The 21,792-nt window shown below is 62.3% G+C and carries 19 protein-coding genes and 1 pseudogene; 8 read left to right on the plus strand and 12 right to left on the minus strand.

Annotated elements, in window-relative coordinates:
- Window positions 1-97 precede the first annotated feature (97 nt).
- Window positions 98-1,105 carry an asparaginase gene (gene ansA / locus C3418_RS05490; RefSeq protein ID WP_010675424.1) on the plus strand — a complete coding sequence of 336 codons (1,008 nt, stop codon included), beginning with the start codon at window positions 98-100 and terminating at the stop codon, window positions 1,103-1,105.
- 250 nt (window positions 1,106-1,355) lie between these two features.
- Here the strand turns inward: ansA and C3418_RS05495 are convergent, their stop codons facing one another.
- On the minus strand, window positions 1,356-1,649 hold the full coding sequence (locus C3418_RS05495; RefSeq protein ID WP_010675423.1) for a YeaC family protein: 294 nt from the start codon (window positions 1,647-1,649) through the stop codon (window positions 1,356-1,358).
- Window positions 1,650-1,709: 60 nt separating this feature from the next.
- Window positions 1,710-3,143, minus strand: a complete 1,434-nt coding sequence (locus C3418_RS05500; protein WP_010675422.1) for a glyceraldehyde-3-phosphate dehydrogenase — start codon at window positions 3,141-3,143, stop codon at window positions 1,710-1,712.
- 211 nt (window positions 3,144-3,354) lie between these two features.
- Here C3418_RS05500 and C3418_RS05505 point away from each other — a divergent pair, with 211 nt between their 5' ends.
- Together C3418_RS05505 and C3418_RS05510 are read left to right on the plus strand one after the other, a co-directional pair.
- Window positions 3,355-4,158: a DUF2989 domain-containing protein gene (locus tag C3418_RS05505; protein ID WP_069784398.1), complete on the plus strand. Its 804-nt coding sequence runs from the start codon at window positions 3,355-3,357 to the stop codon at window positions 4,156-4,158.
- Window positions 4,155-4,712 (plus strand): NUDIX domain-containing protein, encoded by a 558-nt coding sequence (locus tag C3418_RS05510; protein WP_103858123.1) that lies wholly within the window; start codon window positions 4,155-4,157, stop codon window positions 4,710-4,712. The genes C3418_RS05505 and C3418_RS05510 overlap by 4 nt, the downstream gene beginning before the upstream one ends.
- 62 nt (window positions 4,713-4,774) lie before the next feature.
- Here the strand turns inward: C3418_RS05510 and sppA are convergent, their stop codons facing one another.
- Entirely contained in the window at window positions 4,775-6,619 is a 1,845-nt protein-coding gene (sppA, locus tag C3418_RS05515; protein WP_045525758.1) for a signal peptide peptidase SppA, read from the minus strand.
- A 322-nt stretch (window positions 6,620-6,941) separates the two neighbouring features.
- On the opposite strand from sppA, the gene C3418_RS05520 reads away from it, so the two are divergent.
- The 4 genes and pseudogenes from C3418_RS05520 (at window position 6,942) to C3418_RS25060 (ending at window position 11,243) form a co-directional block, all read left to right on the plus strand.
- On the plus strand, window positions 6,942-8,969 hold the full coding sequence (locus C3418_RS05520) for an NADPH-dependent 2,4-dienoyl-CoA reductase (protein WP_103858126.1): 2,028 nt from the start codon (window positions 6,942-6,944) through the stop codon (window positions 8,967-8,969).
- Window positions 8,970-9,076: 107 nt separating this feature from the next.
- Window positions 9,077-9,625: an NAD(P)H nitroreductase gene (locus tag C3418_RS05525; protein WP_049636567.1), complete on the plus strand. Its 549-nt coding sequence runs from the start codon at window positions 9,077-9,079 to the stop codon at window positions 9,623-9,625.
- Between the two features lie 781 nt (window positions 9,626-10,406).
- A pseudogene (locus C3418_RS25055) lies at window positions 10,407-10,850 on the plus strand (methyl-accepting chemotaxis protein); the annotation flags it as partial.
- A 24-nt stretch (window positions 10,851-10,874) separates the two neighbouring features.
- Window positions 10,875-11,243, plus strand: a complete 369-nt coding sequence (locus C3418_RS25060; RefSeq protein WP_231563281.1) for a CZB domain-containing protein — start codon at window positions 10,875-10,877, stop codon at window positions 11,241-11,243.
- Window positions 11,244-11,263: 20 nt separating this feature from the next.
- On the opposite strand, the gene C3418_RS05540 is transcribed toward C3418_RS25060, so the two are convergent.
- From C3418_RS05540 to C3418_RS05550, 3 genes are all read right to left on the minus strand, one after another.
- Complete coding sequence (locus tag C3418_RS05540; protein ID WP_010675413.1) at window positions 11,264-11,812, minus strand: sugar O-acetyltransferase; 549 nt, start codon at window positions 11,810-11,812, stop codon at window positions 11,264-11,266.
- 473 nt (window positions 11,813-12,285) lie between these two features.
- Complete coding sequence (gene prmA, locus C3418_RS05545; protein WP_010675412.1) at window positions 12,286-13,164, minus strand: 50S ribosomal protein L11 methyltransferase; 879 nt, start codon at window positions 13,162-13,164, stop codon at window positions 12,286-12,288.
- Window positions 13,165-13,695: 531 nt separating this feature from the next.
- On the minus strand, window positions 13,696-14,712 hold the full coding sequence (locus tag C3418_RS05550) for a zinc-binding alcohol dehydrogenase family protein (RefSeq protein WP_010675411.1): 1,017 nt from the start codon (window positions 14,710-14,712) through the stop codon (window positions 13,696-13,698).
- A 100-nt stretch (window positions 14,713-14,812) separates the two neighbouring features.
- On the opposite strand from C3418_RS05550, the gene C3418_RS05555 reads away from it, so the two are divergent.
- Window positions 14,813-15,685, plus strand: coding sequence for a LysR family transcriptional regulator (locus C3418_RS05555; protein ID WP_010675410.1), 873 nt, complete (start codon window positions 14,813-14,815; stop codon window positions 15,683-15,685).
- Here the strand turns inward: C3418_RS05555 and C3418_RS05560 are convergent, their stop codons facing one another.
- From C3418_RS05560 to aroQ, 6 genes are all read right to left on the minus strand, one after another.
- Window positions 15,686-17,110 (minus strand): PTS transporter subunit EIIC, encoded by a 1,425-nt coding sequence (locus C3418_RS05560; RefSeq protein ID WP_010675409.1) that lies wholly within the window; start codon window positions 17,108-17,110, stop codon window positions 15,686-15,688. It lies immediately after the preceding gene.
- 87 nt (window positions 17,111-17,197) lie between these two features.
- Window positions 17,198-18,655 carry a sodium/pantothenate symporter gene (gene panF, locus C3418_RS05565; RefSeq protein WP_010675408.1) on the minus strand — a complete coding sequence of 486 codons (1,458 nt, stop codon included), beginning with the start codon at window positions 18,653-18,655 and terminating at the stop codon, window positions 17,198-17,200.
- Window positions 18,645-18,893 carry a YhdT family protein gene (locus C3418_RS05570; RefSeq protein WP_010675407.1) on the minus strand — a complete coding sequence of 83 codons (249 nt, stop codon included), beginning with the start codon at window positions 18,891-18,893 and terminating at the stop codon, window positions 18,645-18,647. The genes panF and C3418_RS05570 overlap by 11 nt, the downstream gene beginning before the upstream one ends.
- A gap of 268 nt (window positions 18,894-19,161) precedes the next feature.
- Window positions 19,162-20,502, minus strand: coding sequence for an acetyl-CoA carboxylase biotin carboxylase subunit (gene accC, locus C3418_RS05575; RefSeq protein ID WP_010675406.1), 1,341 nt, complete (start codon window positions 20,500-20,502; stop codon window positions 19,162-19,164).
- A gap of 15 nt (window positions 20,503-20,517) precedes the next feature.
- Window positions 20,518-20,979, minus strand: a complete 462-nt coding sequence (gene accB / locus C3418_RS05580) for an acetyl-CoA carboxylase biotin carboxyl carrier protein (RefSeq protein WP_010675405.1) — start codon at window positions 20,977-20,979, stop codon at window positions 20,518-20,520.
- A gap of 36 nt (window positions 20,980-21,015) precedes the next feature.
- Window positions 21,016-21,465 carry a type II 3-dehydroquinate dehydratase gene (aroQ, locus tag C3418_RS05585; protein WP_039040307.1) on the minus strand — a complete coding sequence of 150 codons (450 nt, stop codon included), beginning with the start codon at window positions 21,463-21,465 and terminating at the stop codon, window positions 21,016-21,018.
- Window positions 21,466-21,792: the final 327 nt, after the last annotated feature.

Here is a 21,792-nt window from a genome sequence, read left to right on the forward strand (position 1 = left end):
CCGATATTGAGCCCGCCCGCACCATCTGAAGGACGGGGGCTGTATCGGTTGAGCCCTGTTTGATTTGCCGGTTTCCAGTCCAGAGAGAGGAGAGGGTGTGAAGAAGTCCATCTACATTGCCTACACAGGCGGCACCATAGGGATGCAGCGTTCCGACCACGGTTATGTACCGATGGCGGGCTTCATGGAGGACTGTCTGGCACGGATGCCCGAGTTCCATCGACCGGAAATGCCCGATTACCATATCCACGAATATGCCCCCCTCATCGACTCTTCCGACATGACGCCGGCAGACTGGCAGCGCATCGCCGAGGATATCAAGGGCAACTACGACAAGTACGACGGTTTCGTCATTCTGCACGGCACCGACACCATGTCGTTCACCGCGTCTGCGCTCTCCTTCATGCTCGAAGATCTGCACAAGCCGGTCATCATCACCGGCTCCCAGATCCCCCTGGCCGAGCTGCGCTCGGACGGTCAGCAGAACCTGCTCAACGCCCTCTATATCGCGGCCAACTACCCGATCCACGAGGTGACGCTCTTCTTCAACAACCAGCTCTATCGCGGCAACCGCAGCAAGAAGGTGCATGCCGACGGCTTCCACGCCTTCGACTCGCCCAACTACCCGCCCCTGCTCAATGCCGGTATCGCCATCTCCCTGGAGGCAGGTGAGCTGGGAGTGCCGTGCGATCGCCCCCTGGTGCTGCACGACATCACCCCCCAGCCCATCGGGGTGGTGACCCTCTACCCGGGGATCTCGGCTGAGGTGATAGCGAACATCCTGCAACAGCCGGTGCGTGCGCTGATCCTGCTCTCCTTCGGGGTGGGCAATGCGCCCCAGAACCCGGCCATGCTGGCGCTGCTCTCAGAGGCGTCTGCCCGGGGCGTCATCATCGTCAACCTGAGCCAGTGCCTGCACGGCAAGGTCAACATGGGGGGCTATGCCACCGGCAACGCCCTCTCCCGTGCGGGAGTCATCTCGGGCTTCGACATGACCGCCGAGGCGGCGCTCACCAAGCTGCACTTCCTGCTGAGCCAGGATCTGCCGGCGCCGCGCATCCGCGAGCTGATGCAGCAGTCCCTGCGGGGTGAACTGACCCCCTGACTTTCCCTCCCACCCAACCCTCTCCCAGCGGGAGAGGGGATAGATCGAGGTGGCGAGGTTTGCCATGAAGATCGCCGGCAGGTGGCCCGCTGACTGCTCGCAGGTGCGTGCCAGTTCCCTTCTCCCCTGGTGGGAGAAGGGCCGGGGATGAGGGGGATGAGTCATCCTGCATAGAGAGGAAAAAAAGAGGGGAGCCATAATGGCTCCCCTCTTTCGTTTCGTTACCGCGATAGGTGACGTGCGGCCTGCCTCAGTGGCTAAGGTCGACCCGCACTATCTCTTCCTCGTCGCGATATTGGCGCTTGAGCTCGCTCTTGCTCTTCATCACGATCTCGCCGTCACGGCCGATGTTCATGTGCTCGGGGTTCTCAAGGTGCATCGCCTGCCAGGCCATCACGGCCTGCAGGGAGGTGGCCTTCTGCTCCTCGGTGAGGGGCTTGCCATCCGGCCATTTGCCGAGCTCGACCGCAGTCTTGAGTCGCTCGTACACCTCTTTGGGCATCTGCGCTATCGCTTGTTGAAACGTCACTTGCTGAGACGACATCCGGCCTCTCCTTGAAAATTGAGCCATGAACACGGGTTCAGGCGGGCAGATCCTGTCGGACTATACCGGTAGATCCTGGCGGACTACGCCAGCCATCTGCTCCATCACCCGGACTACCTGACAACTGTACCCGAACTCGTTGTCATACCACACGTAGAGCACGCAGTGATCCCCCTCGGCGATGGTGGCCTGGGAGTCGACGATGCCCGCAAAACGGGAGCCCACCATGTCGGAGGAGACCAGCTCGGTGCTGGCACTGAAGTCGATCTGGCGATGCAGGGCCGAGCTCAGTGCCATCTGCTGCAGATAGGCGTTGAGGCTCTCCCGATCGGTGGTCTGCTCCAGCGACAGGTTGATGATGGCCAGGGACACGTTGGGTGTGGGCACCCGGATGGCGTTGCCGGTCAACTTGCCCTTGAGCTCCGGCAGCGCCTTGGCCACCGCCTTGGCGGCGCCGGTGCTGGTCATCACCATGTTGAGGGCTGCGCTGCGACCGCGGCGCTCGCCCTTGTGATAGTTGTCGATGAGGTTCTGATCGTTGGTATAGGAGTGGACCGTCTCCACGTGGCCGTGGCGGATGCCGTACTTGTCCTGCATCACCTTGAGCACCGGGGTGATGGCGTTGGTGGTGCAGGAGGCGGCGGAGACTATCTTGTCATCCGGACCTATCACCTCGTGGTTGACCCCGAACACCACGTTCTTCATCTCCCCCTTGCCGGGGGCGGTCAGCAGCACCCGGGCGGCGCCGCGGGCCTTGAGGTGCTCGGACAGGCCCGCCTCGTCACGCCAGACGCCGGTGTTGTCGACGATCAGCGCATTGTCGATGCCGTAGGCGGTGTAGTCGATGTCGGCCGGGCTGTTGGCGTAGATCACCTGGATGAAGGTGCCATTGGCGATGATGGCACTGCGTTCAGCATCCACCTCGATGGAGCCGTTGAAGGGGCCGTGCACCGAATCGCGGCGCAACAGGCTGGCACGCTTCTCCAGATCCCCGTCGCGACCGCCGCGCACCACGATGGCGCGCAGGCGCAGGGAGTTGGCGGCGCCGGTGCGCTCGATGAGCAGACGGGCCAGCAGGCGGCCGATGCGGCCGAAGCCGTAGAGCACCACGTCGGTCGGGGCGGGCACAGCACTGCGGTTCAGGGCCGGTGCCAGCTTGGCGCGCAGATAGTCCTCAATGCCGGCTTCATCCTGGTGATCCTGCCAGTAGCCCACGGCCAGTTTGCCGAGATCGACTTCGGCGGCGGTGGGGTTCAGGGCGACGATGGCGCGCAGGAGAGGGAAGCTTTGCTGGATGGGCAGCGGGGTGCCCTGGTGGCGGCGAACGACCCGGTGGGCCTTGAGGATATCGATGGTGGAGGCGTTTTGCAGCGGGCGTCCGTAGAGGGTGATCTCTATCCCTTGCTGTCGGTAGAGGCGACCTATCAAGGGTTGCATGGCTTCGGCGAGCTCCTGGCTCTCCTGCCACGCCTGCAAGTAGTGCTCGTGGGTCATTAACCAGATCCTTTTATTTCACGTTGTTGAAGCAAGTTGCCTGGGCAAATTGAAATTCGTCGAAGGCAGATCAGTGTAGGGCTGATGGTTTCGTTATATTATTCTGCAATCGCGGCCTTATACGGCGCGCGCATTGTAATGGATATGTAGCCTGTTTGCTAGTTGGCGGTGGCCGGTGCGGGTTGCGATTGTTATCAACCAGATGTGAACCATGACCCTATTCTCACAGCGTCCGTTACTGCTTTCCCTCGCTTGTTGCCTGACGTTGACGGCCTGCGACGACGACAGGATCCACAACATCTGCTCCCAATATCCCGCCCTGTGCGCGGACCTGGTGGACGACGGCTGGTGTCGCTATGAGCGCAGCGACGTCATTCGCGGTCGTTACTATCTCCAGGAAGAGGGGACGGACAGGCGCAAGTACGATCTGATGCGCGGCCTGGAGCGTTATCTGCAGTGCGCCGAGCACTCCACCAATATCGAGTACAAGCGTGCCAGGGAGCAGAAGAGCCCCAGAGTGGAAGGGATGCTGGCCGCCGGCCGTCAACTGGAGCAACTGGATGCTCAGACCCGGGGTTCCCGGGATCCCTACCTGCTGCTCTGGCACTGGACCAACAACACCAGTCCCGAGGCCCGCACCAGCTTCCTCGCGCAGGAGGGGACGCCGAGCCTCGAGGAGCCCGAGCTGCAACTGGCGCTCGGCGGCATTTATGCCAAGAGCGAGCCCGAGAAGGCCATCAGGCTGATGCACCATGCGCTCTCCCTCTATCGGGAGGGGGACAAGGTCAACAGCCGGATCCTCACTGCCCTCAGCACCCTCTACATGGGGCAGAAGCGATTTGATCAGGCCTATCTGTGGGGCAAGGTGAGCGAGTCATTCCAGGAGAGCCCCGAGGTCTCCGCCACCCGGCTCGGCATTTACCATGCCATCGGCAAGGAGGAGCAGGAGACGCTGGACGACCAGGCGGCCACCATCGTCGATGCACTCAGGCAGGGGAGCTACCGCACACCATGAATCCGACCCTGTCAGAAGCCCGGGAGTGGGCCCATCCCTTCGATATCCGTCTCGTGCACGGCCAGATCCGCGGCGAGGACAGGGTGCTTGAACGGGCCACGGTGAGGGCCGTGGTGATGCGTGGTGATCGACTGCTGCTGGTGCACTCCCGCGTCAATGGGGATCTCATGTTCCCCGGGGGCGGCATCGAGCACGGGGAGGCGCACGATGCGGCCCTGGCCCGGGAGCTGCGGGAAGAGTGTGGCGCCGAGCTGGTGGCCGTGGGCCCCCTGCTGGGAGAGACCCGGGAGTATCGTGCCGCGCGCGAGCCGGATTACGATGCCTACTGCATCCGATCGTCCTATTACCTCTGCCGGGTCGGGGAGGACTGGAGTGCACCGCGCCCCCAGCCCTACGAGATCCGGCTCGGCTTTACGCCGGGCTGGTTCCCCCTGGCCGAGGCACTGCAAACCAACAAGACCCAGCTGGCGGGTCCCTGTCCCCAGTGGACGGCGCGAGAGACCCGGGTGCTGGCAGAGTTGCACAGCTGGCAAGCGTCCGGCTTGCTGACCTGACAAGGCCGCTTGCCCCATAAAAAAACCGCCTGTCGGCGGTTTTTTTATGGCTGTCCCCGGCGTCAGGGGAGACAGACCGGGCAGAAGGCGTAGGTGCCCTGGGGATCGTTGAAGCGGGTCAGCGGGTCCAGAGTGCGGTTCATCTCCAGCAGCGCCTTGCCAAGCCCGGCGGGCAGCCAGCTTTGCAGGTGCGGGGCCAGCGCCTGGGCGCTGCTGTCAAACAGCTCGCGCAGGAACTTGTCCCTGGCAGACTCTTCCGGTGCGATGGGGGTGACCTGCCAGCTCTTGAGGTTGGCGAGATCGGCGGCCGCCTTGAGGGCGTCATCCAGATTGCCGAACTCGTCCACCAGCCCCAGTGCCTTGGCATCCTGCCCGGTCCAGACCCGGCCTTCGGCGGCTTTTTCCGCCTCTTCCGGGCTAAGGCCCCGGCCCTTGCCCACCAGGCCGACAAAGCGTTGATAGGTGTCTTCCACGCTCAGTTGAATGGCTTCACCCACGTGATCCGGCAGGGCACGGGTCAGCCCGACCCCCACGAAGTCGGTGGTGCCGACGCCGTCGGTGTGTACCCCGTACTGGGAGAGCGCCTTGTCGATGGTGGCGAACATGCCGAACACCCCGATGGAGCCGGTGAGGGTGGTGGGGGAGGCGAAGATCTTGTCCGCATCGGCGGAGATCCAGTAGCCACCGGAGGCGGCGTAGCTGCCCATGGAGATGACCACCGGCTTGCCTGCCTGTTTCAGGGCCAGCAATTCGGCGCGGATCTGCTCGGCGGCGAAGGCGCTGCCGCCCGGGCTGTCCACTCGCAGCACCACGGCTTTCACCTGATCGTCACGGCGGGCCTCGGCCAGCAGATCGGCAAGGCTGTCGCCGCCGATGGTGCCGGCAGGCTGGACGCCATCCATGATGGCGCCGCTGGCGGTGATGAGGCCTACCTCATCCTTGCCGCTCTGGGGGTATTGCTCCGGGATGGCGGCCAGATACTCTTTCAGGCCCACGCCCTTCCAGCCGTGATCATCGGCCTCGCCCACTTCCTTGATCACCGCCTGGGTCATCTCGTCGCGGGTGGCGAGCTGATCCACCAGACCGTTGTCGAGGGCGTAGCTGGCCGCATTGCCACCGGCCTTGCGCAGCAGTTCGAGGAAGTGATCCTTGTTCGGTGCCACGGCATCAGGCTCGATCTCCCGCTGCTCCGCCACGTCGGCCACATAGGATTGCCACAGCTGATCCAGCCAGCGCTGGTTCGCCTCCTTGCTCTCGGGGGACATCTCGTCCCGGGTGTAGGGCTCGACGAAGGACTTGTAGGTGCCGACCTTGAAGACGTGCGGGGTGATGTTGAGCTTCTCCAGTGCCGACTTGAAGTAGGTCTGGTAGACACCCAGCCCCTCGATCAGCACGGCACCACTCTGGTTGAGCAGCACGTGGTCGGCGTGGGCGGCGAGCAGATAGGCCCCCTGGCTGTAGTAGTCCGCCATGGCGATGACCGGCTTGCCGCTCTCCTTGAAGGCGTCGATGGCGGCCGTCACCTCCTGCAGTTTGGAGAGGCTGGCCCCTTGCAGACCCTGGGGCTTGATCACCAGCGCCTTGATGCGATCGTCATTCCCCGCGCTCTTGATGGCCCACAGCAGATCGGAGAGGACGATTTCGCTTGGCTGCTCGTCCCCCTTGTCCATCTGCCTGAGCAGTTGCACCGTGGGATCGGTCTGGGTGCGCTGTTCTACCAGCACACCGGAGAGATTGAGGGTGAGCGCCCCCTCGATGGGGGTGCTTGGGGTCTCGCTCTGGCTGACGCTGAAGACAATGACCAGCACGACGAGAAGAAACAGCAGGTTGACCAGCATCAAGCGGGTAAAGTTGAGCAGGCGCCAGAGGCTGCGAAAGAGCCATCCCAGACCTTTGAAAATAGACATAGCTGCGTTGTCGCCCTGTTAATGGGTTGAGAGCCGCCATTATTAACCAGTTGCGCAGCCAATTGCCATTTCCCCTTGAGTCGACTGCCTCCCCGCCACTTCGGAACACGGCTGTTCGCTGAAGAAATGTCCAAACATTTGTTTGAAAAAGGGTTTTCGATTCTTTACTCTAGCTCCAGCTTGATAACAAAAAATTAACTGAAAGGCCCGATGAGCCGGCCCCATCTCCACCCCCCCCCTTCTTTTTACTGCCCGTCACCCGAGGCAGCCAGGAAGGCTGGAGCATGACCCCGTGCACATCGACCTCGACAAGGAGTGCATCATGAGCCGTTATCCCACGCTGCTGACCCCCCTCGATCTGGGTTTTACCCAGTTGCGCAACCGCGTACTGATGGGGTCCATGCACACCGGCCTCGAGGAGGAAAAAGGGGGCTTTGACAAGCTGGCCGCCTTCTATGGTGAGCGGGCCCGTGGCGGGGTCGGTCTCATCGTGACCGGCGGTATCGCCCCCAATTTGCGGGGGCGGCTGGTGCCCCACGGATCCCAGCTGAGCTTTTCCTGGCAGGTAGCCAAACACCGCAAGGTGACCGAGGCGGTGCACCAGGAAGGGGGCAAGATAGCGCTGCAGATCCTTCATGCGGGCCGCTATGCCTACCATCCGTTCAGCCTGGCGCCGAGCGCCCTCAAGGCTCCCATCTCCCCGTTCAAGCCGCGGGCCATGAGCGAGCGGCAGATCCGCGGCACCATTCGCGACTTCGCCGCCACTGCGGCGCTGGCCAAGGCGGCCGGTTATGACGGGGTCGAGGTGATGGGGTCGGAAGGCTATCTCATCAACCAGTTCATCTGCGAACGTACCAACAAGCGCACCGATGGCTGGGGCGGCAGCAGCGAAAACCGCATGCGCTTCCCGGTGGAGATTGTCCGCGCCATCCGTGAGCGGGTGGGCACGGATTTCATCATCATCTTCCGCCTCTCCATGCTGGATCTGGTGGAGCAGGGCTCCTCCCTTGAGGAAGTGATCGCACTTGGCCGGGCACTGGAGCAGGTGGGGGTCACCCTCATCAACACCGGTATAGGCTGGCACGAGGCGCGCATTCCCACCATCGCCACCAGCGTGCCGCGCGGTGCCTTTAGCTGGGTGACCGCCGAGCTGAAAAAGCACCTCAAGGTGCCCCTCATCACCACCAACCGCATCAACACCCCCGAGGTGGCGGAGCGCATCCTGGCGGGCGGCGAAGCGGACATGGTCTCCATGGCGCGCCCCTTCCTGGCAGACCCCGAATTCGTCATCAAGGCGGCTGAAGACAGGGCGGACGAGATCAACACCTGCATCGCCTGCAACCAGGCCTGCCTCGACCACGTGTTCAAGCAAAAGCGTGCCTCCTGCCTGGTCAACCCCCGCGCCTGTTTCGAGACCGAGTTGACGTTTGGCCGGGTGCCCCAGCCCAAGAAGCTGGCGGTGGTGGGGGCGGGTCCTGCGGGGCTGGCGTTTGCCTGCTACGCAGCCGAGCGGGGCCATCAGGTAAGCCTGTTCGATCAGGCGAGCGAAATCGGCGGCCAGTTCAACTTTGCCAAGCAGATCCCGGGCAAGGAGGAGTTTCACGAGACCCTGCGCTACTTTGCCAAACGGCTTGAGAAGTGCGGCGTCGAGCTCTATCTGGGCCAGCGCCAGAGTGCCGAGAGCCTGCTGGGCGGCGGTTTTGACGAGGTGATCCTCGCCACCGGCATCCGCCCGCGCACCCCCAATATCCCGGGTATCGAGCACCCCAAGGTGTTGAGCTATCTGGATGTGCTGCGGGATCACAAGCCGGTGGGCGAGAAGGTGGCGGTCATCGGCGCCGGCGGCATCGGCTTTGACGTGGCCGAATACCTGGTGGAGAAGAGAGGAGCGCCGGATGCTGAAAGCCATCGCGATCACTGGCTCAAGGAGTGGGGTATCGACAAGCAACTGGGTGAGCGCGGCGGCCTGACTACCCCCGAGATCGATGCCCCCGAGCGCCAGATCTGGTTGCTCCAGCGCAAGGAGAGCAAGGTGGGCGACGGCCTTGGCAAGACCACTGGCTGGATCCATCGCACCGTGCTCAAGAATCGCAAGGTGCAGATGCTCTCCGGCGTCCAGTACCTGCGTATCGACGATGCCGGGCTTCACATCCAGGTGGGCGACCAGCAGCAGTGCCTGCCGGTGGATCAGGTGATCATCTGTGCCGGACAGGAGCCCCTCAAGGAGCTGCAGGCCGGTCTGCAGGCTGCTGGCAAGCCGGTGCACATCATCGGCGGTGCCGACGTGGCCGCCGAGCTGGATGCCAAACGCGCCATCCGGCAAGGGGCGGAGCTGGCTGCCGTCATCTAGCCGCCCGACCCTTTCGTATCCTGACAAACCCCTGAACCTCAGGGGTTTTCTTCATCCGGTGCTGTGCTAAGGTAGCGCCATCATCGCCTTTGACAAGGAACTGCCCCATGGATGCCCTCCATCTGTTACTCAATCGCCACTCCTGTGGTCGTCTGGCCGAGCCTGCCCCGAGTGGCGAAGTGCTCGACAATATCCTCAAGGCCGGGCTGCGGGCGCCGGATCACGGCACTCTGACCCCCTGGCAGTTCATCCTGTTTGAAGGGGAGGGGCGTGAGCGTCTGGGGACATTACTGGCTGATGCCGCCCTTGCCCGTGGCGAGGATGCGGACAGTGTCGAGAAGTGCCGCGCCGCGCCACTGCGTGCTCCCCTGGTGATCGCGGTGGCGACCCGTTATCAGGCGCACCCCAAGGTACCGAAACTGGAGCAGGAGCTCTCTGCCGGTTGCGCCCTGATGGCGATGCAGATGGCGGCCCAGGCCCAGGGCTTCAACGGCATCTGGCGCTCCGGCTGGTTCATCTTCGACGAGCAGATCCATGGTGCACTGGGGCTGGCACCGGAGGATCAACTGGTGGGCTTCCTCTACCTTGGCACCCCCATGCTGGAGGCCCGCAAGCTGCGCGAGTTGCCCATCCAGGACTTCGTGCGCAGCTTCTGAAGCACAGAATGCCAAAAGCCCTGATTATTCAGGGCTTTTTTGTTTTCTGACAAAGCCGTCAGGCTGTACTGATAAATGTGCACTTGCCAAGAGGGTAGAAGGGGGTTGGCCAGACATTTTTTGAATTGTGAGAGATTCTTCTCACTCCTGGTTTATTACGCTATGTAAAACGTTTGCGCCGCGTTATTATCCCACTGCCAGTTTAGAAGGTGACCCCTTCTAATTTTCTGCGATGAGAGTCGCAATTCCGTAGCACCTTTTTAGAGCCCAACGTCTTGATGACATTGGGCTTCATTTTTTGTAGGGCTGGCACGTCAGCGTTCTTTCTCCTCTTCCTCTTATCTACCTCACCCTGCCTTTTTGTGGCGATCTTTTGCACAGTCATGCGTGTGGCCTCGATTGGAATCAGGATCAGGGTCAAATATCCTGCATTTGCAGGTGAAATCCGGCCCGGGATCCGCCAGCATCGGCAGAGACAAGAGAGCCAGAGGCTTCCCTTCGACGTCGACTGTCCGCACCTTTGCCATCCGGAGGCCATATGTGGTTCAACCGCAAGCTTGAAAAAGAGAATCAACAGCTCAGGGAGGCGATGCTTCTCAAAGAGCAGCAGCACCAGAGCGAGCTGGCCGAATTGCGCGCCACCATCGGTGAATACGAGCACATGCAGCGCACCAGCCGGGAGCGTGGCGATCTCTTCAATCAGGTGATCTCCTGCCAGAACCAGGGAGGTGAGATGCTGCAGAGCGTGCGGGAAGCGCTGGCTGGCAGTGCCGAGCACCTGATGGCGGAAAAGGGAGCGCTCTGCGAGCTGGATCAGCTCTTTGCCCAGACCCGGGGCGCCATCACCCGTCTCTCCGATCGCGCCCATGCCATCACGGATGAGGCGGCTCGCAGCCTCGCAGCCGTCCATCAGCTCGATGCCAGTACATCCGCCATCAACCAGTTCGTGACCGCCATCCAGGGCATTTCGGATCAGACCAACCTGCTGGCACTCAATGCGGCCATCGAGGCGGCCAGGGCCGGTGAAGCTGGTCGAGGATTCGCCGTGGTCGCCGATGAGGTGCGTCAGCTGGCGAGCAAGGCTCATGAAGCCAGCAGCCAGATCGAGGTGCTGGTCAGGCAGATAGTGGCCCAGGCGCAGGAGATCAAGTCCATCATCGATGACAACCAGGCCAGTGCCGCCGAGGTGGCGACCTCCTCCTCCCAGATCGATGTGGTGGTGACCCAGGTGCTTGCACAATCAGGCCGGATGCAGCAGGTGATCCACAGTGCGGCCTCCACCTCCTTCCTCAATACCACCAAGCTGGATCACGCCGTCTGGAAGAACACCATCTATCGGCTCATCGATCAGCAGCATTTTCACGAGCCGGTGAGCGACCACGCTCAGTGCAGGCTGGGCAAATGGTATTTCGAGGGGCAGGGTGCGGAGCTCTTCGCCCACAAGCCGGGCTTTCGTGAACTGGACGGGCCCCACAAGCGGGTCCACGAGAGCGGCAAGGCCGCCCTGCACGCGCGCGAGCAGGGGGATATCAAAAGCATGGTCGAGCAGCTCAAGACCATGGAAAACGCCAGCATGCAGGTGGTGCACTGCATCGACCGCTTGCTGGAAAGCGCCTGAGCGAGCCTCTGGCCTTCCGCTCAACCTTTGACTGGCAGCAGCCGTGCCGGGTTGCCTGCCACCCTGGCACCGGCCGGTACATCTCTGGTCACGACCGAGCCCGCACCCACGACGGCTTCCCGCCCTATGGTGACGCCGGGAAGCAGAATGGCGCCGCCGCCTATCCAGACCCTGTCTTCGATGGTGACCGGCAGCGCCGTCTCAACCCCCTGAATGCGCTCATCGGCGTCCAGCGCATGGGCGGCGGTGTAGATCTGCACGTTCGGCCCAATCATCACCTCGGCACCGATGTGAATGGGGGCATTGTCCAGCAGGGTGGCCCCCATGTTGATGTAGCTGCCCTTGCCAAGGTGGATGTGGCGGCCATAGGTGCAGTAGAGGGGCGGGCAGATGAAGGCACCCTGGGCCAGCTCGCCGACGATCTGCTGCAGCAGCGCCAGTTGTTCATCCTCCTCGTCGCTGCGATTGAAGCGGCGGTACAGGAGGGCCGTCTCCCGGCGCAACAGATCCAGCTCTGGTGCCATGCAGTTGTAAGGCTGGCTGGCGATCATCTTCTCGTATTCGGTCATGACTGGGCCTCGATGGGGTGGAGGAAGAGAGGATAAGCCATCGGGGGGGCAGAGAAGCGTGAGGCTCTCCCCAGAGTGGGCAGAAGGAGAACGGGCGTCCGGAAACGACAAGGGCACCCTGGGGTGCCCTTGTCGTTCAACGACCTAAGTGTTGCCGCTGTGGCCTGTCAGCCGAGTGTGTGGCCAATGGGTTGGCAACTGCCGTGGCTTGTTGTTTATCAGCCGAGTGTGCGGCCGATGGGTTGGCAGCCACCGTGGCTTGTTGCTTATCAGCCGAGTATGCGGCTGATGGGTTGGCAACTGCCGTGGCCTGTTGCTTGTCAGCCGAGTATGCGGCCGATGGGTTGGCAACAGCCATGGCTTGTTGCTTATCAGCCGAGTGTGCGGCTGATGGGTTGGCAACTGCCGTGGCTTGTTGCTTATCAGCCGAGTGTGCGGCCGATGGGTTGGCAGCCACCGTGGCTTGTTGTTTATCAGCCGAGTTTGCGGCCGGAGAGGCGGCACCACTCTTCCTTCACCGCAGTCGGGTCCATCTCGAACCACTGGCCGTAGATGGTCTCCAGCTCCGGCGCCTGGCTTTCCAGCACGCCGGAGAGGGCCATCAGGCTGCCCGCCTTGCCGTGGCCGGCGATAAGCGGCGCCAGCTCCCGCAGCGGGCCGGCCAGGATGTTGGCGACCACCACGTCTGCTTCGACGTCTTGCGGCTGATCCGCCGGCAGGTAGAGTTCGATCTGGTCGGCTACGCCATTTCGCTCGGCGTTGTCACGGCTGGCCTGGATGGCCTGAGGATCGATGTCGATGCCGATGACCCGGGCTGCCCCCAGTTTCAGGGCGGCGATGCCGAGGATGCCGGAGCCGCAACCAAAGTCCACCACGGTTTTGCCGGCCAGATCCAGCCCGTCCAGCCACTGCAGGCAGAGCGCCGTGGTGGGGTGGGTACCGGTGCCGAAGGCCAGGCCCGGGTCCAGCATGACGTTGACCGCATCGGGGTTCGGCACGTCGCGCCAGCTCGGGCAGATCCAGAGCCGCTCGCCGAACTGCATGGGGTGGAAGTGATCCATCCATTCGCGCACCCAGTCCTTGTCTTCCAGCTGCTCGACCTTGTAGCCCACGTCTTCACCGAAGATCTGCTGGAAGAAGGCGATGGTGGGAGCCGGATCGGTTTCGGCGTCGAACAGTCCCATTACTTCGGTCTCGCCCCAGAGCGGGGTTTCACCGGGCATGGGCTCATAGACGGGCACATCCTTGGCATCCATAAAGGTCACCGCCTGGGCCCCACGCCCCAGCAGCATGTTGCTCACCTTGTCTGCGGTCTTGGCAGTGGCGTTGATTCGAATTTGTATCCAGGGCATGGCGTCGGCTCTTCATAAATGTGAAACCGCGGGATTCTATCATCATGGGCCCGTGCTGTCGTGGTTTGACCATGACCTCATGGAGAAGGGAGGCCACCCTGCCAAGTTGGCACGGTTAATGTATTCCTTCATGGGTGACGGGAAGCAACTTGTTCCCGCTGAATGCTTTGCTCTATGAAGTTCCGTCATCTTTTTTCAGCCACCTTCGGGTGGCTTTTTTTATGCCGGTGCGCTGAAAAACGGTTAATTGGGAGGAAAAAGCAGAGATTGGCACGCTATCTGCAAAGTTACAGATGTCCTGCATAAGGATATGTGTGTGATTGTTACCCCAACGTTCAGGTTTTTAGGGCCATCCCGACGGGATGGCCTCTTTTTTATGGTTTTTTCGGGGGAGATGCCCCGTCAGGGACAAAGGTCACCTGTGGGGCTGTGCACTCTTGGGGCTTGTCACTGGTGATTTCACCCCATGATGGTGCATTTATTTACCTACAAGGGAATAGGCTGGACGGTAAGGCCCGCTTGGGCTGTGCCTCAGCGATGGAAGCCGCTCATGTCGATCACCAGCTTGCCCACCATGCGACCCGCTTCCAGCTCGGCATGAGCCCGGGCCAGGGTGAGGGGCGTCAGTTCGGGCACCACCTTGCTGAGGGTGGTCTTGAGCACCCCTTCATCGATCAGGGCCGCGACCCGGCCGAGCAGGTTGTGCTGCTCGATCATGTCCGGGGTCTGGAACAGGGAGCGGGTAAACATGAACTCCTGGCTGAAGGTGACGCTCTTGGGTTTGAGCAGACCCAGATCCCAGGGGTCACTGGACTCGGCGATGGTGCAGATGTGACCAAACGGACGGATGAGGCTGGCCATGGTGTTCCAGTGCTGCTCGGTGGCGTTGGTGCAGAAGATGGCATCCACCTCGCTGATGCCGAGAGCCTTGAGCTCCGCCTGCAGATGGTGATGGCTCACCACCTGGTGGGCCCCCATGTCCAGGCACCACTCCCGGGTTTCGGGGCGCGATGCGGTGGCGATCACCTCCATGCCGGTGAGCTGGCGGGCCAGCTGGATGGCGATGGAACCGACCCCGCCGGCGCCCCCGATGATCAGCAGTCGCCCGGTGCTTTCGCGGGTGAGGCTCATGCGCTCGAACAGGGTTTCCCAGGCGGTGATGGCGGTGAGCGGCAGGGCGGCGGCTTCCAGATCGGTCAGGGTGACTGGGGCGATGGCGGCGATGCGCTCGTCCACCAGTTGCAGGGCGCTGTTGCTGCCCGGGCGGCTGATGTCGCCGGCATACCAGACCCTGTCACCGGCCTTGAACAGGGTGACGTCGCTACCGACGGCGATCACCTCGCCCACGGCGTCCCAGCCCAGCACGCGGGGGCTGCTTTCGACCTTGTCCTTGGGGGCACGTACCTTGGTGTCGACCGGATTGATGGAGGTGGCGTTGACCCGTACCAGCAGATCCCGCGGGCCCGGTGTCGGATCGGGCAGATCGCTCTCGATGAAGCAGTGGGGGTGGTTGCTTGGCAGATAGTGAGTCAGGGCGATGGCTTTCATGGCTTTTCCTTTCAAATAGCAGTGTTCGGGATTGCCACTCACTCTAGTCTGGATGATTATCAAGATTAAGATGGGTAATTGGTAAAGACTGTTTGAATATATGAACAATATGGAACTGGAGTTGATGGGGCTGTTCGCCACCGTGGTGGAGCAGGGGAGCTTCACCGGGGCGGCCGAGGTGCTCGGCATGCCCAAGTCCTCGGTGAGCCAGAAGATCTCGCGCCTTGAATCCCGGCTCGGGGTGAGGTTGCTGCAACGCACCACCCGCAGGCTCAGTCTGACACCCCAGGGGGAGGTCTATGTGGCCCATTGTCAGGAGCTGCTGGCACTGGCGCGCAGCGCCAATCTGGCGATGGCGCGGTTGCGCGCGGCTCCTGGAGGGCGGGTGCGGATCACTGCTCCCGAAGCCACGGGAACCTTGCTGCTTGGCCGGATACTGGCCGAATTTCGCGCCCTCTATCCCGAGGTGGTGCTGGAGCTGACCCTTTGCGATGAACAGCTGGATCTGGTGGGGGAAGGTTACGATCTGGCGCTGCGGGCGGCGCCGCTGAAAGATTCCAGCCTCATCTGTCGGCGCATCGGCCAGGTGGCGCGCCATCTGGTGGCATCTCCCGGTTACCTGGCGGCCAACGGGACGCCGCTCCAGCTCTCGGAACTGGCCGGACACGCCTGCCTGGTACATGGCTCCTTGCCGGTGTGGCCATTGCAGGAAGGGGGCTGGCGCCCTCGCGGGGCCTGCCAGAGCAACAGCCTGCTGGCGCTGCGGGAGCTGGCACTCCATGACGGGGGGATTGCCCTGCTGCCGGCCCATGTCTGCGGCGACGATCTGGCGGCGGGGCGACTGCTCAAGGTGCTGCCGGATCTCCTGGTTCCGGTGAACCCCTTCTATCTCATCTACCCGAGCCGGGAACACCTGGCCCCCGCCCTTCGCAGCCTGATGGACTTCGTGGCCGAACGTCTTCCCTTCGCCTGATCACTGGTGCTGGCCAAGGGGAGCCTGAGCCGGTTCGAGACCGAGCGGGACCGACTGGCGTTCTGCCAGCATGCGGATCTGCCCTTCGATGAGGCCTGCATGGGGGCCGAGCACCAGCACCAGCTGATGTTCGTTGAGCACGATCCAGGAGAGGCAACCCAGTCTGGCCAGGCAGGATTGATCCACCAGGGCCATGTCGCGAACCCGCAGGCTGAGGCGGGTCAGGCAGACGCTCATGGCTTGCAGGTTGTCCATGCCCCCCAGCATCTTGAGGTACTGGATAGCCAGCATCTGGGGATCGGTGGGGGCCACGGTCGCGAGCCGGGAGAGATCCTCGGCGATGGGTTTGTCCGGCAGACTGAGGGGGGCGTGTTCCAGCAGCCGGGAGAAGAGCAGGGCATAGACGACGAAGAAGAGGATGCCCAGGGGGATGAGCCAGAAGCTGTGCAGACCGGCGTGGTAGCTCAGCACCAGATCCAGCAATCCGGCAGAAAAGTAGCTGCCCACCTGGATGTCGAGCCCGCTGCAGATGGCCAGCGACAGCCCGGTCAGCAGGGCATGGGCCAGAAACAGCCAGGGAGCGGTGAAGGCAAACAGGAACTCGATGGGCTCCGTGATGCCCACCAGTGCCGAGGTGAGCGCCAGGGTGAGCAGCAGCCCTCCCTGGGGCAGTTGCTGCATCCGCTGGCGATGGATCCAGATGGCAAAACAGGCACCGGGCAGGCCGAACATGATGACCGGATAGAGCCCGGCCACATAGCCTTCATGCAGCGGCTGGGCGGTCGAGAGGGCTTGCAGGTTGCTCTCCCCCAGCCCGATGAGGCTGCCCAGCACCTGGTGCAGGCCGAGGGGGATCAGCAGCCGGTTCAGCACGCCGTAGCAGAAGGCGCCAAATGGCGTGGTGAGCAGATCGGAGGCGAGCAGGGTGAGCCCCTGTTCCAGCAGCGGCCAGAGGATGGAGAGGGGAAGCACCAGCAGCAGGCAGGCCAGCGCCGAGAGCAACATGCCCGGCAGATCTTCCTGCAGCGGGCGCAACCAGCCCGGCAGCCGCAGAGCGCGGGCCCGGGAGCAGACCATGGCGGTGACGAGCCCGGCCAGCAGGCCGCAGATCATGTCCGCATGCAGCCCGGGCACCAGGGTGCCCAGCGCCGAGCTCAGCAGCAGGAAGTTGACCGCACCGGCGAGCGCCTGGGCTCCTTGCCCCTGGCGACTCAACCCGAAGGCAATGGCCACCGCATAGATGAGCGGCATCTGGCTGAAGAGGGCGCGACCGGCGAGGGAGAGCACGGCGAGATCCAGCACGTCCGGTTGGCCGAGTCGGTGGAGCAGGGCGGCCAGGGGCAGGATGGAGACGGGCAGCAACAGGGCATAGCCGAGGCGCTGCAGGGACTGGGTCAGGATCTTTCTGGCGTTCTGGACTGGCATGGGGGCACGGTATTTGTGACGTGGCGCACATTTTACCCGTGAGCCCCCATTTGGGAATAGGCGAGCCTTCCTTTATTGATCCTTTTCTTAATTTTGATCAAACAATCGACGGACACGCTGATCCGGGGCAGGAGTGAGCAGGCTGACCAGGACAAAGGCCGCCAGGCCAAGGGCCAGGCTCGGGACGATGGCGTGCAGACCGGCCAGCTTGATCCCCCACTGGCTCAAGGTGCCGTAACAGAGGATGCCGCAGACCATGCTGGCCAGGGCTCCCGGGCCGTTGGCCCTGGACCAGTAGAGGCCGAGCACCAGGGGCCAGAGGAAGACCGCCTGCAGGCCGCCGAAGGCGAGCAGGTTGAGCCAGATGATCATCTCGGGGGGCTGGAGCGCCGCCAGCAGTACCAGGGTACCCAGGATCAGGGTGCAGAGCAGGGAGAGGCGCGGCACCCGGACCTCCAGCTTCTCCTGCCTGGGGTTGAGGTAATTGAGGTAGAGATCTTTCACCAGGGTGGCGGAGGCCTGGATCAGCTGGGAGTCGATAGTGGACATGATGGCCGCCATGGGGGCGGCCAGGAAGACCCCGGCCAGCCAGGGGGGGAGCACCTCCATCATCAGGGAGGGCATGATCTTGTCCGGGCTGTCCATGCCGGGCAGGATGGCGCGGCCCAGCGCCCCGGCCAGGTGCATGCCGAACATCAGCAGGGCGCAGACGATGGTGCCGATGAGGATGCCCCGGTGCAGCGCCTTGCTGTCCCGGTAGCCAAAGCAGCGCAGCGCCGAGTGGGGCAAGCCCACCACCCCGATGCAGACCAGCACCCAGAAGCTCAGCATGAAGGGCTGGGTCAGCATGTCGCCGGCCCCCTGGGGGCTCACCAGCTTGGGATCTATCTCGTTGAGCTGGTGGACAAGATTCGGCAACCCGTCACCGGCGATGAGGATGCCCGCCAGCAGGGCGCCAGTGCCGATGAGCATCACAATGCCCTGCAGGGCATCCGTCATCACCACGGCGCGAAAGCCGCCGATCACCGTGTAGAGCAGCACGCAACTGGCAAACAGGAAGAGCCCCTGCTGATAGCTGAGGCCGGTCGCCGTTTCCAGGAGGCGGGCGCCGCCGATGAACTGCACCACCATGGTGGCGATGAAGGCGAGGATGATGGTGACTGAACCCAGCACGACCACCGCCCTGCTCTGGTAGCGGGCCCACAGCATGTCGTTGATGGTCACCGCATTGACCCGGCGGGCGATGATGGCGAACTTCTTGCCAAGCACCCCCAGAGTGAGCCAGACGGTGGGCAGCTGGATCATCGCCAGTAGCACCCAGCCGAGGCCGACCTTGTAGGCGGCCCCGGGCCCGCCGATGAAGGACGATGCAGAGGTATAAGTGGCCACCAGGGTCATGGCCAGCACCAGCCCCCCCATGCTGCGGTTGCCGATGAAGTACTCCTGCATGAAGTTGCCGCCGGTCCGGTGGCGACTGGCCCAGAAACCGACCCCCAGTACCAGCACAAGATAGATGCAGAGCGGCAGCATCAGCTCAAGATTCATGGGGTGGTACCTCGCTATCCAGGGGAATATCGACGAACAGGCGATACACCATGAGGGCGCAGAGGCCGATGAACAGCAGGGGCATCAGGATGCAACTGAGCAGGAACCAGAGGGGCAGGTCCCACAGCTCGAGATCCTCGGGGATGAAATAAGCCGAGCCATACCAGGCGACAAAGTAGAGCAGGGTCAGCAGCAGACAGAGGGCTGCTTCCCGACGGGCGAGTGCGAAACGGTTCACTGTGGCCTCCGACGAGTGAGCGGGGCGCAAGAATAACAAAAAAGGGCCATGTCGCCATGGCCCTTTTTTACGTTGGCGATCCGGGTGGATCGCACAATATCCCGATGAAAGGGGTCTTTGCAGACCCGACTTCTTGTGCAGGTGGTGGCTGCTCATGCGGCCACCATTGCTCAATGGGTCGGGCCTCAAGCCATTACAGACCCGACTTCTTGTGCAGGTGGTGGCTGCTCGTGCTGCCACCGTGCTCAATGGGTCGGGCCTCAAGCCATTACAGACCCAACTTCTTGTGCAGGTAGTGGATGTTAGTGCCACCGTGCTGGAAGTTTTCGTCCTTCATGATCTCTTTTTGCAGGGCGATGTTGGTCTTGATCCCTTCCACCACCAGCTCGTCGAGGGAGTGACGCATGCGGGCGATGGCCACGTCGCGGTTCTCCCCGTAGCAGATCAGCTTGCCGATCATGGAGTCGTAGTAGGGGGGGACCTTGTAACCCGCATAGATGTGGGATTCCCAGCGCACGCCCAGGCCGCCCGGCGCGTGGAAGCGCTGGATGAGACCGGGAGAGGGCAGGAAGGTGGCCGGATCTTCGGCATTGATCCGGCACTCGATGGCGTGGCCACGGATGCGGATGTCCTGCTGGGTGATCGACAGGGGCTGACCGGCGGCAATGCGCAGCTGCTCCTTGATGAGGTCGACGCCGGTGACCATCTCGGTGACCGGATGCTCCACCTGGATACGGGTGTTCATCTCGATGAAATAGAACTCGCCGTTCTCGTACAGGAACTCGAAGGTACCCGCACCGCGGTAGCCGATCTCGAGACAGGCGCGCACACAGCGCTCACCGATGAACTTGCGCATCTCGTCGGTGATGCCGGGGGCCGGCGCCTCTTCCACGACCTTCTGGTGACGGCGCTGCATGGAGCAGTCCCGCTCACCCAGATAGAGGGCGGTACCCTGACCGTCAGCCAGCACCTGGATCTCGATGTGGCGCGGATTCTCCAGGTACTTCTCCATGTAGACCATGTCGTTCTTGAAGAACTGGCCCGCTTCGGATTTGGTCAGCGCGATGGCGGAGGCCAGTTCGGCCTCGTTGCGCACCACGCGCATGCCGCGACCACCACCGCCACCGGCGGCCTTGATGATCACCGGATACCCGATCCGCTTGGCGATGGCGGCGTTGCGCTTGGCATCGTTGTCCACCGGGCCGTCGGAGCCGGGTACGCAGGGCACGCCCGCCTTCTTCATCGCCTCGATGGCGGAGACCTTGTCACCCATCAGGCGAATGGTCTCGGCGCGCGGGCCGATGAAGATGAAGCCGGATTTCTCGACCACTTCGGCGAAGTCGGCATTCTCGGAGAGGAAGCCGTAGCCCGGGTGGATGGCGACGGCACCGGTCACCTCGGCGGCGGCGATGATGGCCGGCACATTGAGGTAGGACTCACCGCTGGCAGGCTTGCCGATGCAGATGGTTTCGTCCGCCAGGAGCACATGCTTGAGCTCCCGATCGGCAGTGGAGTGAACGGCCACTGTCTTGATCCCGAGCTCTTTGCAGGCGCGCAGGATCCGCAGGGCAATTTCACCGCGGTTGGCGATGACTACTTTGTCCAACATGGGTGGCATTTTCCCTTATTCGATGATGAACAGCGGCTCGTCAAACTCGACGGCCTGACCATTTTCAACCAGGATCGCTTTGATCACGCCGGCCTTGTCAGACTCGATTTGGTTCATCATTTTCATGGCTTCGACGATGCACAGGGTGTCGCCGACATTGACGTGCTGACCGACTTCCACGAACGGCTTGGCTTCCGGGCTGGAGGAGCGGTAGAAGGAGCCCACCATGGGGGAGCGCATCAGATGACCGCTCGGGGCGGCATCGGCAGCAGGTGCAGCGGCTGCGGCCGGAGCAGCGGCAACCGGTGCGGCAACCTGAGCTGCGGCCTGGGGCATGATCATCTGCGGGGCAACGCTAACCTGGCCGGAGAAATTACGGCTGATGCGAACGGACTCTTCCCCTTCGGAGATTTCCAGCTCGGCGATGCCGGACTCTTCAACCAGTTCAATCAGCTTCTTGATTTTGCGGATATCCATTAGCATTCTCTTTCTTCTTTATCTGATCAGTGATTATCAAGCCGCGCGCAACTGATGCACGGCCGCGGTTAAAGCGAATTGGTAACCATCGGCACCCAACCCGCAGATCACCCCCTTGGCGACATCAGACAGATAGGAGTGATGACGGAAGGGCTCCCTGGCATGAACGTTTGACAGGTGAACCTCGATAAAGGGGATGGCCACACCCAGCAGGGCATCGCGCAGGGCAACGCTGGTATGGGTGAAGGCGGCGGGATTGATGATGATGAAATCCACCTGGCCCATGGCCTGATGGATGCGGCCGATCAGCTCGTGCTCGGCATTGGATTGCAGATGTTCCAGGGTGACACCGAGTTCGCTGGCGCTGCGCGTCAGATCGGCGACGATCTCATCGAGCGTCTTGCTGCCGTAGATTCCCGGTTCCCGCTTGCCCAGCAGATTCAGATTGGGGCCGTTAAGCAGGAGGATTCGGTGATGTTGCGACATATTGAGTACATCCTCGATGATTATGCTGCTATCTATCAGCTATCTTTGGACTACTAAAAATCTAGCCAATTTTTGCACAAATCGGTGTGCCCTGACACACAGATTTCGCAATTATATTGATTTCGTGAAAATTAGCAGCATTTTACTGGTCTAATCTCTACATCTGGCTATTTATTGGTTCTTCGCGGGATCTTGGGGAAGTGGAAGTTGACAGACAGGGTGCTGGTAAACTGGCTGTCTCCAAACACACCACCACCATCACCCTGCTGTCGCCGTGCATCATATTGATATTGCCTCCTTCTGGCCAGGTTATACCGTCATCTTCTG

It is taken from the genome of Aeromonas sp. ASNIH8 (genome assembly GCF_002919855.1).
Taxonomy (GTDB): Bacteria; Pseudomonadota; Gammaproteobacteria; order Enterobacterales; family Aeromonadaceae; genus Aeromonas; species Aeromonas caviae.

Bases quoted from the DNA above. Each gene is read 5' to 3' on its own strand.
- aroQ (WP_039040307.1), bottom strand. From the start codon at position 21,465: ATGTCGCAACATCACCGAATCCTCCTGCTTAACGGCCCCAATCTGAAT.
- C3418_RS05555 (WP_010675410.1), top strand. From the start codon at position 14,813: ATGAACAATATGGAACTGGAGTTGATGGGGCTGTTCGCCACCGTGGTG.
- C3418_RS25060 (WP_231563281.1), top strand. From the start codon at position 10,875: ATGCAGCAGGTGATCCACAGTGCGGCCTCCACCTCCTTCCTCAATACC.
- C3418_RS05520 (WP_103858126.1), top strand. From the start codon at position 6,942: ATGAGCCGTTATCCCACGCTGCTGACCCCCCTCGATCTGGGTTTTACC.
- accC (WP_010675406.1), bottom strand. From the start codon at position 20,502: ATGTTGGACAAAGTAGTCATCGCCAACCGCGGTGAAATTGCCCTGCGG.
- C3418_RS05500 (WP_010675422.1), bottom strand. From the start codon at position 3,143: ATGACCCACGAGCACTACTTGCAGGCGTGGCAGGAGAGCCAGGAGCTC.
- C3418_RS05525 (WP_049636567.1), top strand. From the start codon at position 9,077: ATGGATGCCCTCCATCTGTTACTCAATCGCCACTCCTGTGGTCGTCTG.
- panF (WP_010675408.1), bottom strand. From the start codon at position 18,655: ATGAATCTTGAGCTGATGCTGCCGCTCTGCATCTATCTTGTGCTGGTA.
- sppA (WP_045525758.1), bottom strand. From the start codon at position 6,619: ATGTCTATTTTCAAAGGTCTGGGATGGCTCTTTCGCAGCCTCTGGCGC.
- C3418_RS05505 (WP_069784398.1), top strand. From the start codon at position 3,355: ATGACCCTATTCTCACAGCGTCCGTTACTGCTTTCCCTCGCTTGTTGC.
- prmA (WP_010675412.1), bottom strand. From the start codon at position 13,164: ATGCCCTGGATACAAATTCGAATCAACGCCACTGCCAAGACCGCAGAC.
- C3418_RS05495 (WP_010675423.1), bottom strand. From the start codon at position 1,649: ATGTCGTCTCAGCAAGTGACGTTTCAACAAGCGATAGCGCAGATGCCC.
- C3418_RS05510 (WP_103858123.1), top strand. From the start codon at position 4,155: ATGAATCCGACCCTGTCAGAAGCCCGGGAGTGGGCCCATCCCTTCGAT.
- C3418_RS05560 (WP_010675409.1), bottom strand. From the start codon at position 17,110: ATGCCAGTCCAGAACGCCAGAAAGATCCTGACCCAGTCCCTGCAGCGC.
- C3418_RS05550 (WP_010675411.1), bottom strand. From the start codon at position 14,712: ATGAAAGCCATCGCCCTGACTCACTATCTGCCAAGCAACCACCCCCAC.
- accB (WP_010675405.1), bottom strand. From the start codon at position 20,979: ATGGATATCCGCAAAATCAAGAAGCTGATTGAACTGGTTGAAGAGTCC.
- C3418_RS05540 (WP_010675413.1), bottom strand. From the start codon at position 11,812: ATGACCGAATACGAGAAGATGATCGCCAGCCAGCCTTACAACTGCATG.